Source organism: Boudabousia marimammalium, from assembly GCF_001936115.1.
GTDB classification, from domain to species: domain Bacteria; phylum Actinomycetota; class Actinomycetes; order Actinomycetales; family Actinomycetaceae; genus Boudabousia; species Boudabousia marimammalium.
The window spans coordinates 109497-124484 of sequence record NZ_MPDM01000003.1 but is presented as its reverse complement, the minus strand read 5'-3'; the positions used below and the strand labels follow the sequence as shown (position 1 = coordinate 124484).

14 protein-coding genes and 1 tRNA gene are annotated in these 14988 nt (G+C 52.7%); 1 reads left to right on the top strand and 14 read right to left on the bottom strand.

Going from position 1 to position 14988, the window contains the following annotated elements; all coding sequences use genetic code 11:
- Nucleotides 1-3: 3 nt before the first annotated feature.
- The 14 genes from BM477_RS03615 to BM477_RS03550 all read right to left on the bottom strand — a co-directional run bounded on the left by BM477_RS03615 (nt 4) and on the right by BM477_RS03550 (nt 13444).
- Nucleotides 4-852 (bottom strand): DUF881 domain-containing protein, encoded by an 849-nt coding sequence (locus BM477_RS03615; protein WP_075361312.1) that lies wholly within the window; start codon nt 850-852, stop codon nt 4-6.
- Nucleotides 845-1189, bottom strand: coding sequence for a small basic family protein (locus BM477_RS03610; RefSeq protein ID WP_075361311.1), 345 nt, complete (start codon nt 1187-1189; stop codon nt 845-847). The genes BM477_RS03615 and BM477_RS03610 overlap by 8 nt, the downstream gene beginning before the upstream one ends.
- 21 nt (nt 1190-1210) lie before the next feature.
- Nucleotides 1211-2020, bottom strand: a complete 810-nt coding sequence (locus tag BM477_RS03605; protein ID WP_075361310.1) for a DUF881 domain-containing protein — start codon at nt 2018-2020, stop codon at nt 1211-1213.
- Nucleotides 2013-4568 (bottom strand): aminopeptidase N, encoded by a 2556-nt coding sequence (pepN, locus tag BM477_RS03600; RefSeq protein WP_075361309.1) that lies wholly within the window; start codon nt 4566-4568, stop codon nt 2013-2015. The genes BM477_RS03605 and pepN overlap by 8 nt, the downstream gene beginning before the upstream one ends.
- A 175-nt stretch (nt 4569-4743) precedes the next feature.
- Nucleotides 4744-4817 (bottom strand) — tRNA-Pro (locus BM477_RS03595).
- A gap of 68 nt (nt 4818-4885) precedes the next feature.
- Nucleotides 4886-6391: a ribosome biogenesis GTPase Der gene (der, locus tag BM477_RS03590; RefSeq protein WP_075361308.1), complete on the bottom strand. Its 1506-nt coding sequence runs from the start codon at nt 6389-6391 to the stop codon at nt 4886-4888.
- 54 nt (nt 6392-6445) lie between these two features.
- Nucleotides 6446-7159: a (d)CMP kinase gene (gene cmk / locus BM477_RS03585; RefSeq protein ID WP_143230191.1), complete on the bottom strand. Its 714-nt coding sequence runs from the start codon at nt 7157-7159 to the stop codon at nt 6446-6448.
- Nucleotides 7160-7183: 24 nt separating this feature from the next.
- Entirely contained in the window at nt 7184-8299 is a 1116-nt protein-coding gene (locus tag BM477_RS03580; protein WP_075361306.1) for a prephenate dehydrogenase, read from the bottom strand.
- Nucleotides 8299-9042: a pseudouridine synthase gene (locus tag BM477_RS03575; protein ID WP_075361305.1), complete on the bottom strand. Its 744-nt coding sequence runs from the start codon at nt 9040-9042 to the stop codon at nt 8299-8301. The genes BM477_RS03580 and BM477_RS03575 overlap by 1 nt, the downstream gene beginning before the upstream one ends.
- On the bottom strand, nt 9039-9620 hold the full coding sequence (scpB, locus tag BM477_RS03570; RefSeq protein ID WP_281247076.1) for an SMC-Scp complex subunit ScpB: 582 nt from the start codon (nt 9618-9620) through the stop codon (nt 9039-9041). The genes BM477_RS03575 and scpB overlap by 4 nt, the downstream gene beginning before the upstream one ends.
- A gap of 28 nt (nt 9621-9648) precedes the next feature.
- Nucleotides 9649-10431 carry a segregation and condensation protein A gene (locus BM477_RS03565; RefSeq protein WP_075361303.1) on the bottom strand — a complete coding sequence of 261 codons (783 nt, stop codon included), beginning with the start codon at nt 10429-10431 and terminating at the stop codon, nt 9649-9651.
- Nucleotides 10432-10439: 8 nt separating this feature from the next.
- Entirely contained in the window at nt 10440-11294 is an 855-nt protein-coding gene (locus BM477_RS03560) for a ParA family protein (RefSeq protein WP_075361302.1), read from the bottom strand.
- A 51-nt stretch (nt 11295-11345) separates the two neighbouring features.
- On the bottom strand, nt 11346-12704 hold the full coding sequence (gene hisS, locus BM477_RS03555; protein WP_075361301.1) for a histidine--tRNA ligase: 1359 nt from the start codon (nt 12702-12704) through the stop codon (nt 11346-11348).
- 5 nt (nt 12705-12709) lie between these two features.
- Nucleotides 12710-13444 (bottom strand): MBL fold metallo-hydrolase, encoded by a 735-nt coding sequence (locus BM477_RS03550; RefSeq protein WP_075361300.1) that lies wholly within the window; start codon nt 13442-13444, stop codon nt 12710-12712.
- 212 nt (nt 13445-13656) lie between these two features.
- Here BM477_RS03550 and BM477_RS03545 point away from each other — a divergent pair, with 212 nt between their 5' ends.
- Nucleotides 13657-14979 carry a DUF349 domain-containing protein gene (locus tag BM477_RS03545; RefSeq protein WP_245792859.1) on the top strand — a complete coding sequence of 441 codons (1323 nt, stop codon included), beginning with the start codon at nt 13657-13659 and terminating at the stop codon, nt 14977-14979.
- The last annotated feature ends 9 nt before the right edge of the window (nt 14980-14988 follow it).

Below are 14988 nucleotides of genomic sequence, written 5' to 3'. Positions count from 1 at the left end.
TTTCTACTCTACTACCTGCGCCCATTGGGGCGTATCGACTTGATGAATCGAATCAATCTGCAATTTCTGCTTCTCTTCCACGCTGACTGTGGCGTCGTACTGTTTAAATCTTGCTATAGAGCCACCTGGGATACCTAGGGCAACTGCCAAGGTGTGAGGCTCGCCTAGCACAGTTATGCGATAAGGAGGGCTAATTTTTTGGCCGTCAACCACCAGTTCGTCTCCCCGTTTAGCAATCCAGGTAGAAGCAACCACGCGTTGTCCAGAGATGTCGATCGCCTCGGAACCGGCATTACGAAGCTCTCCTAGCAGGTTTACGAACACATCGGCAGGTACTTGGCGCCGATGATCCTCAACCAAAATCAAAATCCCAGATCCGCTCACCGGGGTAGAACCACTCATAATCTCAATCACACGCTTTCGCTCTTGGGCAGCCCTACGCGCCTGTTCTTGAGTACTCGAGTCCGACTGTAACTGTCGCAACTGCGTTTCTAAGTCGTAGCGCTCCTGGTTCAACTTGTCAGTGCGGGTACGCAAATCATCAAGGAGCTGGACTAAGTCCGCTTCAGATAGGCGGGCTAGACTCTGATCGGTCTCAGTGGAGAGTTGGTTGACCATTGAGAATCCGAATACCATCAGCAATAAGGCCACCACAATATGCGAGGTAGTAATTTTGGCGGAGAACATTTTCCGTATCCGCGTTAAAAAATGATTGCGGGGCTGAATAGCCTCTTTCACACTGTGGTATCTCCCGCGGCGCTCTCCCCCGGTGCTTTGCTCGTCCAGGGCAGGAGCAGGCGCGAGTTCCTCTGTTAGATCATGATCGCGCCCGAATTCTGAGGTCTCAGTCATGACGTGGCCGTTCAAATACGTAGCGTCTCATAGATGCCCCATTTGAGAAAATTCTGATTCCTAGCACAATCACGACAGCGGTGGTCATCTGTGCGCCCACGCCTAGTTTGTCGCCGATAAACACAAGGGCTGAAGCAAGTATAATATTCCAAAGGAAGGAAATAATGAAAGCTTTATCAGAAAATTCGCCTTCCATGTATGCCCGTAAAGCACCCAGCAGTGCGTCGAGTGAAGCCACCACCATAATAGGCAAGTAGGGTTGAATCCAAGATGGCAAGGTAGGATCAATCAAAAACCCGAGAACAAGCCCGAGAACAAGCCCGAGAACTGCAAGCACTTTCTTTCTCCTACCTAGTATCTATTCTGGAATTATAACCGTTTTATAGGAGTGGTACGCTCCGGCGCGCATACGAATATCCGTCTGCTGCGTGATTTCGGTCGTGATTCCATATCGAGTCTGTAAGATTCCTAAGAAGTCAGCAGCAGACCCAGTCGAGAGGCCCTTGAGGAGATCATTTCGAGACCCAATTGCGTCGATTTGATATGGACTGGACACTGGCGTTAGATTCACTAGGACAGCCCCTCCTGCAGCCCTAATAGCGGTCTGTGGCCCCACGCGTATTCCATTCACAGTTACCGCTTCTGCTCCGGACTGCCAAAGCTGGTTAATAATCGTTTGCAGATCACGATCTTGCACCCGTTTGCTGTCAGCTTCGGGGTCTGAAGCAGCAATATAGTTAGCATCCGAGATTACTACCCGAATGCCCGGGCCAGACACCGCTGAGAGGCTGGTAACGGCAGGAATGTCCCCCGGATTTAACTGTAGAATGTCCTCATCATTGGTTAGATTCTGTATCTGGCTAGAGAGTGAGCTATTGCTGGCCTCTGCCCGCTTGACCTCAGCTTGCAGGTCGCTTACCTGAGTACGCAGGGGATCGAGAACATCATTCTCTAAATTTCGAGCAGTTAAGTCCTTAATGGCAAAGATTGTACTCGCTACCAGTAAGGTAGTGAGAACAACCGTCGCAAGCTTACCGAGAAATCCCGTGCTGGCAGAGTAACGCTCGTGGTCGGAAGCAACCAGATGGTATCCATGCTCCAATGGGTCGGTAAAGATTTGCCGCAAAAGATGCTCATCGACATCTATGCTGCTCTGCTTTTTAGCCATTAAAAGCTTCCTGGACCGCTAGATTCCGGCGTGTATCATCCCGCAACTCGATTATCAATCTCCGTAATGCGTGAGAGGCATCTTCGTTTTCAAAAAGCCATTTATCACTGCTTACGATAACGGGGTGGCGCTCCCATTGAGACCCTGGGGCGTCTGTAATCGAAACCCGTTTCGGATATGCGGCCAACACATATCTAGTTCCCATCACGATGCTATGAGACTCCCAGTAGTCCCTCACCTGCCGGAAGAAGTCTTGCTCAAAGTCCAACATTAGATCACCATGGGAAGCACGGTTCATTCCAGTCAAAGTCGCGGTCAGGAAATCGTTCGACAATGCAGCGTGGTGAACCGCGTGCCAAGCGCGCTGTTTAACAGTGCTTGAGGGGATCGAGGACAGTGCGGTTTGACGGAGTATCTCGCCCTCGCCGGATCTGTCCCACTCCTCTAGCTTGAGTATCTGCTTTTCGGTGATTTTCCCGGCCCGCGCTAAAGCAATAATTGCAGCCCATACTTGTGCGGGTAGCAGACCGTCCGAGTCGCTCGCCTGCTGCAGCAACCACTCTGTTTCATTCTCCGACATATCACTAGAGGCTAATTCAACCCGGATGTCGAACCATGCCTTCTTGAAATCTGGTTCGATTTCACGCCCCAAAGCCTGGATGGAAGCGTCGTGTAGCATCGCTGACGCAAGTTCCCGCTGAGCCTGCGACATGAACCTTTCCACAGCCGAACTGGCATACCTCAGACAAGCCTCAAACAGCCCTAGGTTCGTTTCATTTGCGGCGTGCCGAGCGACTAGCTTCACAAACTGGGTCGGGTCAAGCTCTCCGTCGTAAACGGCCAACCACAGGCTCTGCCAAGCAACTGCGCGAGTCAACGAGTCTGGAATCTCACTCATGTGCTCTTCGAGCCCGGCAAGACTTTGTTCATCCAGTCGGAAAACTCCATAGGTGGCGTCATCGGCATTAGGAATCAGAATCATTGAGTCTGCTTCTGTATGCTCTACTGTAAGACTCTCTTGATCGAGCAGGACCGGGCGTGAATTAATCAGGGTAAAAGCACCATCATGCACACCGTATTCGTCGAGACGGAATCTATGCGGACGAACCACGCCACCCGTCACGCCAGGTAGGTCTGGCACATGCTGAGTGAGCGTCAGTTGATGGTGATTCCGCCGGCAGGTAATCACAGATGGACCGGAGGTTTTCAACCAACTATCGACCCATCCCTGCAAATCCATCCCGGTGGTTTTCTCTAGCACAGAGATTAAGTCATTGAAGTTGGTCGCAGTGAAGGCCTTCTCAGCAAAGTATTGTTGTGCCGCCTTAAAGAATGCTTCTTCCCCAACATATGCCATGAGCTGCTTCAAAACGGAGGCACCCTTTGCATAGGTGATACCGTCAAAGTTTTGTTTGGCTGCGTCAAGATCCGGAATATCAGCCATGATGGGGTGCGTGCTCGGGCGCTGGTCTTGAATATACGCCCAGCCCTTTCGCGAAATCGCGAATGAGGTCCAAGCATCTGAGTATTCGCTGGCTGCGGCTTCAGCGAAGGTCCCCTGATGGTCGGCAAAGGATTCCTTCAGCCACAGATCATCCCACCAAGCTGGGGTCGCGAGATCACCAAACCACATATGACACATTTCGTGCAAGATGATATTACCACGACGAGCTCGCTGAGTTCGAGTAGCTCCCCCTCGGACAATGTAGCTTTCCGTGAAGGTTACACAACCGGGGTTTTCCATTGCCCCCAAGTTATATTCGGGGACAAAGATCTGGTCATACTTCCCCCAGGGGTAAGGGAATTGATATTCCCGATGGAAGAAGTCGAAACCGTTTTTGGTTACCTTGAAAATGTCGTAGTGATCGAGGTGCGGTAGCAGGGACTGACGGCAGTACAGTGCTAAGGGAATCTCTAAAGCAGTGCCTTCACACTCCCCTGTCCAACTCTCCCCATCTACCTTTGCGTATTCGCCCGCAACTACACAAGTAATGTAAGAAGACAAGGGCGGGGTCTGGGCATAGTGATGCTGGACAATACCTTCGCCTGCATCCGTGGCGATTTCGGGCTGATTGGAAAGCACGATCCAGTCTTCAGGAGCGATAATGCTAAAGGACCACTTTCCTTTCAGGTCGGGCTGATCGAAGCAAGCATAAACGCGATGCGCATCAAAAGGTTCGTATTGGGTATAGAGATAGAAACGGCCGTCCTCTGGGTCATGGTAGCGATGGAGTCCCTCCCCTGAGGTCGAATATATGCAGTTGGCTACTACGGTTACCGTATTGGGATTATGGGTATCAAGGCCAGTGAGCTTCAACTTGCTGTCGGAGATTTCGATTGACGAGGGCGTCCCGTTAATCTCCAGCGAAATAATCTCATCAGCAGTGATGTCGATGAAGGTTTCCTCAGTCGTTGAGAAGAAAGTCACCGTGCTACTGGAAAGGAAGGTATCCTTTTGCTTTGCCCCTGATAAGTCGAGCTTGATTGAGTAGGTGTCTACCTGCAAAGTTTCATGCCGAGAGGCTGCTTCAATACGAGTAAGAGTCATAGCTCAATAATAGACTAACGCGCGTCACAGGGGCATCTCACGGGAGAATCACCGCAAATGAGTATTTTAGTGCGCGACTAAACTATCTTGTGGCGGTTCGCTGCCGAAAGTTAATGGGGGTAATCAGAAACTGATTACCCCCATTTGAGCTCGGCCAGAACCTAAGTTCTGACTGTCGGGCTGACAGGATTTGAACCTGCGACCCCTTGACCCCCAGTCAAGTGCGCTACCAAACTGCGCCACAGCCCGTGTTGTTGGCACGAGTGCCGACGACTCGGAAATAATATCGCGACCCGACGGGAAACGGCAAATCGAAACTATCGACGACGCTTTTCTTTAATGCGAATGGAAAGTCGAATGGGAGTGCCAACAAAGCCGAATTCCTCGCGTAAACGGCGTTCAATGAATCGACGGTACGCCGGATCGAGAAAACCGGTGGTGAAAATCACGATTCGTGGAGGCTTGCTAGACACCTGTGTGGCGAAGAGAATACGCGGCTGTTTACCTCCCCGGACGGGATGCGGGTTCGCAGCAACGAGCTCACCTAAAAAGGCATTCAGTCGGCCGGTGGAGACACGAGTACTCCAGCCTTCCAAGGCGTCATCCAAAGCCCTCTCAATCCGGTTAGTGTGCCAACCGGTGCGCGCGGTGACATTGATTCGCGGAGCCCACTGCAGCTGTACCAGACCGCGCTCTTGTTCTCTACGCAAAGCACGCTGGCGTTCCTCGTCTACCAGATCCCATTTATTGTTCACAATGACGAGGGCGCGGCCGGCATCCACGACCTGTTGCAAGATGCGCATATCTTGATCCGATAGTTCGTCAGCCGAGTCCAGCAGCACCATGGCAACTTCAGCTTTCTCTAGGGCTGCCTGGGTGCGTAGTGAGGCATAATAGTCGGCACCAATCGATTTATACATGCGCCTGCGAATGCCAGCAGTGTCGACGAAACACCAGGCGCGTCCATCAATTTCAACTAGTTCATCTACCGGATCACGGGTGGTACCAGCAGTTTCGTTGACAACTACTCGCTCGCTCCCAGCTAAGGCGTTTAGTAAGGATGACTTGCCAACATTCGGTCGACCAAGGAGCGCTACCCTGCGCACACCGTGAGTGGGTTTGGGAGCTGATACGGCAGAGACTTCGGGAAGGACGGAGAGTACATGATCCAAAAGATCACCTGCTCCCCTACCATGCAGAGCCGAGACCGGCCATGGTTGTCCCAAACCAAGAGACCAGAGGGTGGCAGCTTCAGCTTCTTGCTGATCCGAGTCAACTTTGTTGGCAACCAAAACCACGGGTTTGCCAGATTGACGCAGCAACTGCACGACCCTCTCATCAGTAGAAGTGGGACCTACATTTGCGTCAACGACGAACATCACAGCGTCGGCCTGTTCAATGGCAAGCTCGGCCTGCTCTGCAACGGAGCGGTCGAGTCCCTTGACGTCTACTTCCCAACCACCGGTATCTACCATCATGAAGTGACGACCGGCCCACTCCGCAGGATAGGAGACTCTGTCGCGGGTTACGCCGGGCTTGTCTTGGACTACTGCTTCGCGGCGGCCCAGGACGCGATTAACCAGGGTCGATTTGCCTACGTTCGGACGCCCAATAATAGCGAGAACGGGAAGACCACCGAATTGATCTTGTTCCTCGGTATCGAACTGTGCTTCTAGCAGCGTTAGTTCTTCCTCAGTGAGCTCGAAGTCCTCCAAGCCGGCACGCAAAGAAGCAGCGCGAAGCTCTTCCTCCTCAGTAGCCTCGGTAGGCGCATGGCCAGGCACTAGCGGCTGAGGCTCATCAAATTCTTCTTGAATAGTCATTTCGTTCTCCTGACAAAGACAGATAACCCAGCTTACCGGGTTTGCTAGGGCAACTCAGTCGGAAAGCTGGTCATTTTTCGCTACTATGGCCAGTTTAACTATTTCGGCCGTGGCTTCTTCAATACTTAAATCCGTCGTATCAAGCAAGACTACGCCCTCGGCGGGCTCCTCGAACTGCGCCACCGTGGCGTCGTCACGGTCTCGACGCAACACCGCATCACGTACAGATTCAGCTTGAGCTGAGGTTCCCAGCTCTCCTGCTCGGCGGGCTAAACGCGTTTCCGGGGAGGCAGTAACCACCACTCTGACGGGGGCCTCGGGTGCAACTACGGTTGTAATATCGCGGCCTTCCGCTACGATGCCTCGGCCTTGGGATACTGAGTCGCTAATAATCTGTTGTTGTGCTGCCACCATGATCTTACGGATTGCCAAATTGGTTGCCACAAATGAAACAACGGCGGAGACTTCCTCGGTGCGAATCAGCGACTGAACATCTTTCCCGTCAACCAGAATCTGACCGGAATAGGGATCATGCGCAGGCGCGAATCGCATCTTGCCCACCGCAGCCGTGCAGGCATCACTGTTGTGCAAGTCAATCCCCAGTTCTTGGAGACGGACCGTGGCGGCACGATACATCGAACCTGTGTCCAAATAGTCCAGCCCTAAGGTGTCACTTACGCGTTTAGCCACAGTGGATTTACCGGAGCCAGCTGGACCATCCATTGCGATCACCAGTCCAGCAAAGTCCGGTTCGTTTTCAGTTAGCATGATTCTCTCCATCATAGTTTCCGGCTAGGCAGGAATAACCTGCCAGTTTCGAGATTCTAGATATTCACTCAACTCGACAGCTTTCGTTTGATGAACCGTCAGCCAAGCTAAACCCACCCGTTGTCCTACTGAGTGCTCAATCCGGAGGTCCTCGATATTGATTCCAGCTGCACCAACCTCGTTGAAGAGGCGTCCCAGCTCTCCGGGAGCGTCGGGAACGAGAACTCCCAGTTCTGCAGTGTGTACAGCAGCCTCACCGTGTTTTCCGGGAATCCGAGCAACCCCCTGGTTGCCCTTCAGCATTACGGAATGCACAGCACTTTGGGCTACTCCTGTAGGTGGCTCGACCGGGGCTTTTGCCAAGCCATCAATCAGTTCAGTGCATGAAGCTACGATCTCTTTCAGGACCTTTACGACTGCCGGAGCGTTGGCGGTTGTAATTGCAGTCCAAAGTCTCGGGTCGGATGAAGCTATCCGGGTCATATCACGCAATCCCCCGCCAGCTAAATTGAGGGAGGTCGAGGGCGCATTCACGAGGCAGCCCGCCAGAATAGAAGAAAGTAACTGCGGCACATGGGAGATAAGAGCCACGGCTTGATCGTGCGTCTTCGCGTCCAGCTCGGTCACAAAAGCTCCCACATCCTGCGCCAAAGTCAGCACCTGAAGAGCCGCCTGCGGGTTAGTGCATGGGTGCTTCACCAGCACCCATGCACGCCCGACAAATAAATCCGCGTCTGCTGCGGTTGGGCCAGTGGATTCGCGTCCTGCCATAGGGTGAGAACCGACGTAGCGAGCAGCCTGTGGATGGGCAAAAACCTGTTTCATAATTTGGGACTTCACCGAAGCAACGTCCGTAACTGTTGCCTCAGGGAACTGCTCCAATGCGCCGATAACCAGCTCTCCCACAACATCAGGAGGAGCAGCCACTACTACTAGCGCTGGCTGAGGCAGGTCACCATTCCAGAGGCGCCCAGCTCCCATATCCTGAGCCAAGAGCTGCGAGGTAGGCGAAATATCATAAAGGTATACCTCTACCCCGGCGCGGCTCAGCGCTAGTCCTAGGGATGTCCCCAACAGCCCTGTCCCAATCACCAAGACGGGCCCATCCAGCCGGCTAATAAACTCAGGATGCCGACTCATCAGAGCTCGACCATTCGCATCAGCTGTGCCAGCTGGTCGCCTTCTAGTCGCTTCACAGTACCGGGTTTCATATGCCCCAAGAACAGTGTGCCAAACCGTGTTCGCACCAGTGACTGCACCGGGTATCCGGCAGCTTCCATCATGCGCCGCACCACGCGGTTTTTACCGGAGTGCAACTGGATTTCGACTAGGCTGCGGTCGTTATGGATACCCTTAACGGTAAAGCCGTCAACTGAGACCCTACCGTCTTCCAGCTCAATTCCGGTCATCAGGATACGGCCCAGCCCCCTCGGCACCTGTCCTTGTACGGTAGCAACATAGGTTTTCGGAACCTCCCAAGAAGGATGCGCGAGCCGGTTCGCTAACTCTCCATCGTTAGTCAAGACAATGAGCCCCTCGGTGTCGGTGTCAAGCCTTCCGACATGGAAAAGCCGCTCATCATAGTCAGCCACATAGTCTGCAAGGCACGGCCTGCCTCCCGGGTCTGACATGGTTGAGACTACGCCAACTGGTTTATTGAGCACTACGGTGACGTTCGATTGGTCCAAGAATACGCGCTTGCCGCGAACATGAATCACTGCGGTTTCAGGATTCACTCTCGTTCCTAGTTCGGTAACTCTCTGGCCGTTCACCTGGACTTTCCCGCGGGCAATCAGCTCCTCAGCGGCCCGCCTTGAGGCCACCCCTGCTTGGGCTAATACTTTTTGGAGACGCACCCCATCTGGTACGTGTGGATCATTCATCTTCTTAAACTCTCAATCTCATCCATTACATCTGGAAGTTGGTCGGCAGCGGGATAGTAGGGTGCCATCGGGGGCAAGTCATCTAGGCTTCGTAGCCCAAAAGCTTCGAGGAACTGCGAGGTGGTGCAATAGTGCAAAGCTCCGCTCTCAGAGGTTCCAGTTTCTTCAATCAAACCACGGGCAGTCAAAGTCCGCACCACCCCGTCAACGTTCACGCCACGGATTGCGCTAATTTGGCCGCGAGTTACCGGCTGCCGGTAGGCCACTACAGCTAAAGTCTCGAGTGCTGCCTGAGAAAGACGCGAAGTCTTTTCCCCAATCACAAAACGTTCAATCACGTGAGAATACTCATCGCGTGCGTAGATGCGCCAACCTTCTGCTACCTGTCTCAGCTCAAATCCGTGCCGAGGGTGTTCGGGGACTTCACCGTTATAGGTTCGTTGAAGAGCGAGAATCGTATTCTCAACGCTCTGTGCATCAACCCCGGTGGCTGCAGCGATGTCTTGGATGCTGGCGGGTTCGGTCGCAACCATCAATATAGCTTCAATCAGCTGAGCTAGCTGAGGTGGAACCGTCAATGCAGAAACGTGGGGCAGGGGCGCAGATTTAGGCAACAGCTTCACTCCCTGAATAGTTTTTGATGCGGTCGTCATTTCGGGTAATCAGGAGCTCACCCAACACCTCTGGTTGTTTCACTTCGATTACGCGGTCACGGTATAGCAATAGTACAGCTAAGAACAAAGCTACTGCGTGCCCGAGAGTGGGTGCTTCTTCCTGTAGCTGAGTGAAGGTGCACGACCTGCTCCGGCGGAGCTTCGCCAAGATGGTGTCGACCTGGGAAGAGACAGAAACGGTCGCAGAGTGGACATGCCGCGTTTCTACCTGCGGTTCCGGTTGGTGAAAGGCATCCCACGCATAGTTGGCGAGGCGGCGCACATCAATGTTGATTTTTATGGGGGGAAGTATCCGTTCGTAGCGTTCTTCTAGGGGAACCGCCCGCGGCGTTGACTGGGACCAGGTTGCGAAACGCTGCGCCAAGAATTCAGTTGCCTGCTTAAAGGCGCGATACTGCAATAGGTGCGAGAACAGCACATCCGCTGCTTCTAGTGCCGCGAGGGTGTCGTCGTCAGTTTGTTCATCAACGGGAAGCAAACGAGCGGCTTTCGCGTCGAGGAGGGTGGCCGCAACTACCAAAAACTCGCTGGTTTGCGAAAAGTCAGTGACCTTATCCATGTAGGCAATAAACTCTTCTGTCACCGCAGAAAGCGCCAGTTCAGTTAAGTCCAGCTTTCGCTTCGCAATTAAAGACAACAGCAAATCAAAGGGACCCGAGAAGTTATCGAGATGCACTTCAAAGGTCTGTGGGAGATGAGATTTTTCACCATCCATTTTGGATATCACGCAACATTACCGCGGGCAATCATTTCACGGGCTAGACTACGGTACGCGTCAGCACCCGAGTGGGTAGGTGCGTATGTAGTAATCGGTTCAGTTGCCACCGAAGCATCCGGGAACTTCACAGTTCTACGGATCATTGTCCGGTAGACCGTATCGCCAAAAGCTTCCTGTAGACGATCCAAAACTTCACGAGAATGCAAAGTCCGGGTATCCACCATGGTAGCCAAAATACCATCAATCTTAAGACGCGGGTTCAAACGTTCTTGCACCTTTTCAATCGTCTCTATCAGCAGTGCAACGCCGCGCAAAGCGAAAAACTCCGCTTCCAGTGGGATCATCACGCCATGTGCTGCAGTCAATGCGTTAACGGTAAGCAGACCAAGTGAAGGCTGGCAGTCGATCAGAACCAAATCATAATCATTCATGATGGGACGCAGAACTCGCTCCAACGCCTGTTCGCGCGCCACTTCATTGACCAGCTGCACCTCAGCTGCGGACAAGTCAATATTTGCAGGAATAATGTCTAGTCCTGGAACTGCAGTATTCACAATGACATCACGCACATCTAGGCGGGGGGTCATCAGCAGGTTGTATATCGTTTCATCCAGTTCATGAGCATTAATCCCCAAGCCGGCGGAAGCAGCACCTTGCGGGTCAAAATCCACGATGAGGACACGACGCCCCAGCTCAGCCAAAGCAGCGGACACATTAATGGTCGAGGTCGTTTTACCGACGCCGCCCTTTTGGTTACACATAGCGATTACGCGCGCCGGACCATGCGATTGAAGTACCGGCGGTTCCGGGAACTCACCCTCGTCCCCTGAACCCCATTGCAACAATGTTCCCTGTTCCACTTTGGGTCCCCTTCTTCCAGTATTTATTTCAGTATAGATTAGGAAACTGGCTTAGCCCTCAACATCTAAGGGCGGGGCAAGTACTTGCACCTTCAAGTCTTGCTGTGGAGGCTCCCAAGTATGACAATCAGCCACAACCTGTTCACCCGAGCGAATATCTTTCACCTCATCAACATCGCCGGGGAACCAGACAAAGGGGATACCGCGTCGATCCGCTGCTTTAATCTGTTTGCCAAACTTTGCGGCCTTATCGGCCACATCGGTACTGATGCCACGGGCGCGCAAGGCAGCAGCAATAGCATTAGATTCACCGCGATGTTCCTCATCGTTCACAGCCACATACACGACAGTGGGAACCGGACGGCTAGGAACCAGCAAGTTAGCAGCCATAATGCGCGAAAGCACGCGAGAAACACCAATCGACAGGCCGACGCCCGGATACTTCTTCTTACCATCACCAATCAGGTTATCGTAACGCCCGCCGGAACAAATCGAACCGAGGTCTTCGTGACCTTCAATGAAAGACTCGTAGACGGTTCCGGTGTAGTAGTCTAACCCGCGGGCGATCTTCAGATCCGCAACCAGTAATCCAGGGGCACGTCGCTCCCCCTCTTCTAGCATCGCACGAAGCTCAGCAAGCCCCTCATCAAGAAGCTCTGACTGGTATCCCAAAGCGGTCACCGCTGAGACAATACTTTCAGATTTCGATCCGCTAATCTGCGCCATCTTTAGCAAGACATCTGCTTGCTCTGCCCGGATTCCGACAGACTCTAGCTCTTCTCGGACCTGGTCAGCACCAATCTTGTCCAGTTTATCCAGGCACCGCAAAGCATCTTCGACCTGTTCGATTCCGGCGCCTTCACAGATACCTTGAACAATCTTGCGGTTGTTCACGCGAATTGTCACCGCGGGAAGACCAAGCTTACTGAGGGCCTCTCCCATCACAAGAGCAAGTTCAACTTCATGGTGGAAGGCAAGTTCTCCCTGCCCCACCACATCAATATCAGCTTGGATGAACTCTCGGAAACGACCATCTTGGGGACGCTCTCCACGCCAAACCTTTTGAATCTGGTACCGTTTGAACGGAAATACTAGGTGACCGGCATTCTCATTGACAAAACGGGCGAAAGGAACGGTCAGGTCAAAATGTAAACCGAGACGCTTACCCTTCGACATCTGCCGATCAATATCAAGGTTAGAATCTTGCAGACGGGAAAGCAAATAGATTTCCTTGGAGGTTTCACCTTTTCGCAGTAACTGAGAAACCGGCTCTACTGCCCTAGTTTCTAGAGAGGAAAAGCCGTGTAACTCAAAAGTCTCACGCAGGGTGTCTAGCACCTGTAGCTCGACTAGACGCTCCGCAGGCAACCATTCAGGGAAACCGGAAATCGATGCAATGTTTTTAGCCATAGATATCAACCTAGTTTGCGTGCCTGGCGAATATAAGCATTCGTAGACAACTGTGTGGATAGAAGTGTTGCCGGTCCATGACCAGGCAATAAAAGAGAGTTAGGATCGAGCACATTTGCGGTAGTACGTAAAGAATGCAGCATCTGTCGATTGTCTCCGCCCGGAAGGTCGCTCCGGCCAACCGAACCGGCGAACACGTGATCTCCGGTAAAGACAATCATGCTGGGAACCTGTTCAAGCACCTCAGCCTCAACGCTCACTTCATCTGGGATGGTGCCAGCTTCAATTACTCCACCCAAGAGCAACAACACTTGACCTTCAGTGTGCCCAGGGACTGAAAACCCCCTCACCACCAGACCTTCGGCGAATTTGAGTCCAGATTCAAAAAACCCAATTGGATAGACACGAAGGTCTTCGGGTTGTTTCCAATCGCCATAAAGTTCCCGCAAATTCGGCAATGGAAGGCTACCGCCAGAGGTACTCGTGGCAGGATCCTTCATCCGATACAGGTCTGGCCGTGAGACATAGCAGGGTGCAGAAAACTCAGCTGCATCCCAAACATGGTCAACGTGCGCATGCGTAATCAGTACGGCGACAACCTCTAGATTCTGAGCTGAGACAGCGGCTTTTATTCGGTCGCCAGATCCTGCCCCAGGGTCGATAACTATTGCCTTTCCGGAGTCTGATACCAGGTAGCAGTTCTCCGCAAAAAATGGGGCGGTAAATCTTTGAATACGCATGGAGATATTCTAGCGTGCCTGTGAACTTTACACACTTACAGCGTCTGTTGATAACAAAATGCTAAGAAACAGGCCATTAGGCTTTGCGTTAAGCTACTTAACGGATAAACTGTTATCGGTAACACAGCAGCGTGCCATTTTCAGCATGCGCACTGTGTTCTTGCGTTACATTACGGCCGAGCTTTCGGCCCTCACTGAATAAAAGGATCACCGTGTCTGATAACACAGAACAGAAGGAAACTGAAACTATCGTTCCTCCCGCCTCCACTCCGCACGCCCCGGATAGTGCAATTGCTCAAGCAGCGCTAGCTTTCGGTCGAATCGATGACGAAGGAAACGTGTGGGTACAAGATGGCGAAACCGAGCGTCAGGTGGGACAGTACCCTGATGGTGTTCCTGAGAATGGCCTAGATTTATATGTCCGCCGTTACTTGGATCTGTTCGCTCAGGTAAAGCTTTTCGCTGATCGTCTCCCACACCTTGCCCCAAAGGAAATCGACCAGACTTTGGTTTCTCTCCGTGAGGGAGTAAAAGAGCCAAACGCGGTTGGCGATTTACCTGCGTTGCGTGCTCGCGTAGAAGCTCTAGCGGAAACCGCTGAGCAACGTAAGGAAGAAGCCCGCAAGGCTCGCGCAGAAGCAAAAGAGAAGGCTCTTAAGCTTCGCACGGAAATCGTTGAAGCAGCCGAGGAAATAGCTAACCAAGATCCGGCACGAACTCAGTGGAAGATGTCTGGCCAGAAGTTCCGCGAGTTACTCGATGAGTGGAAGAAGAATCAGAAGTCCGGACCGAAGCTGGATCGTTCCGCTGAGGATGCACTCTGGAAGCGTTTCTCTGCTGCCCGTACTCTGTTTGACCGCAACCGTCGTCAGCACTTTGCAGCTCTGGATGCCCGTCAGGATGAAGCCAAGCGGGTCAAGGAAGAACTTATCGCGGAGGCGGAGCGTCTCTCCAGCTCCACAGAGTGGGGTGCTACCGCTGGGGCGTATCGCGACTTGATGACTAAATGGAAGGCGGCGGGTCGCGCTTCCCGCAAGGTAGATGATCAGCTTTGGGAGCGTTTCCGTGCCGCTCAGCAGCGCTTCTTTGACGCGCGGCACGCCGCCAATTCTGCCATGGATGCAGAGTTCGGTGAGAACCTGAAGGTTAAGGAACAGCTTCTTGAAGAAGCTGAGGCTTTGCTGCCTATTACTGATTTAGAGGTTGCGAAATCCAAGCTTCGTGTCATTCAGGACAAGTGGGATGAAGCAGGTAAGGTTCCCCGCGCTGATATGCAACGCGTTGAGCGCCGTATGCGTGCAGTAGAGGATGCCATTCGCGATGCAGAGCAAGAGCTGTGGCGCAAAAACAATCCTGAGACCAAGGCCCGTGCTGAGGGCATGCTCGGTCAGCTGGAGACGCTGATTGAGGAGATCAATGAAGAGATTGCGGCAGCTGAGGCATCTGGAGATTCAAATAAAGTCGAGGAACTCAAGTCTGCTCGTGACGCTCGGGTGGCTTGGCTGGAACAGGTTAAGAATTCTGTAGACTCGTGATCTGAATTT

Excerpts from the sequence above, each read along its gene's own strand:
- pepN (WP_075361309.1), bottom strand. The coding sequence starts at position 4,568 with ATGACTCTTACTCGTATTGAAGCAGCCTCTCGGCATGAAACTTTGCAG.
- BM477_RS03565 (WP_075361303.1), bottom strand. The coding sequence starts at position 10,431 with ATGGATGGTGAAAAATCTCATCTCCCACAGACCTTTGAAGTGCATCTC.
- BM477_RS03550 (WP_075361300.1), bottom strand. The coding sequence starts at position 13,444 with ATGCGTATTCAAAGATTTACCGCCCCATTTTTTGCGGAGAACTGCTAC.
- BM477_RS03580 (WP_075361306.1), bottom strand. The coding sequence starts at position 8,299 with ATGAGTCGGCATCCTGAGTTTATTAGCCGGCTGGATGGGCCCGTCTTG.
- BM477_RS03615 (WP_075361312.1), bottom strand. The coding sequence starts at position 852 with ATGACTGAGACCTCAGAATTCGGGCGCGATCATGATCTAACAGAGGAA.
- der (WP_075361308.1), bottom strand. The coding sequence starts at position 6,391 with ATGACTATTCAAGAAGAATTTGATGAGCCTCAGCCGCTAGTGCCTGGC.
- hisS (WP_075361301.1), bottom strand. The coding sequence starts at position 12,704 with ATGGCTAAAAACATTGCATCGATTTCCGGTTTCCCTGAATGGTTGCCT.
- cmk (WP_143230191.1), bottom strand. The coding sequence starts at position 7,159 with ATGCTAACTGAAAACGAACCGGACTTTGCTGGACTGGTGATCGCAATG.
- BM477_RS03575 (WP_075361305.1), bottom strand. The coding sequence starts at position 9,042 with ATGAATGATCCACACGTACCAGATGGGGTGCGTCTCCAAAAAGTATTA.
- BM477_RS03605 (WP_075361310.1), bottom strand. The coding sequence starts at position 2,020 with ATGGCTAAAAAGCAGAGCAGCATAGATGTCGATGAGCATCTTTTGCGG.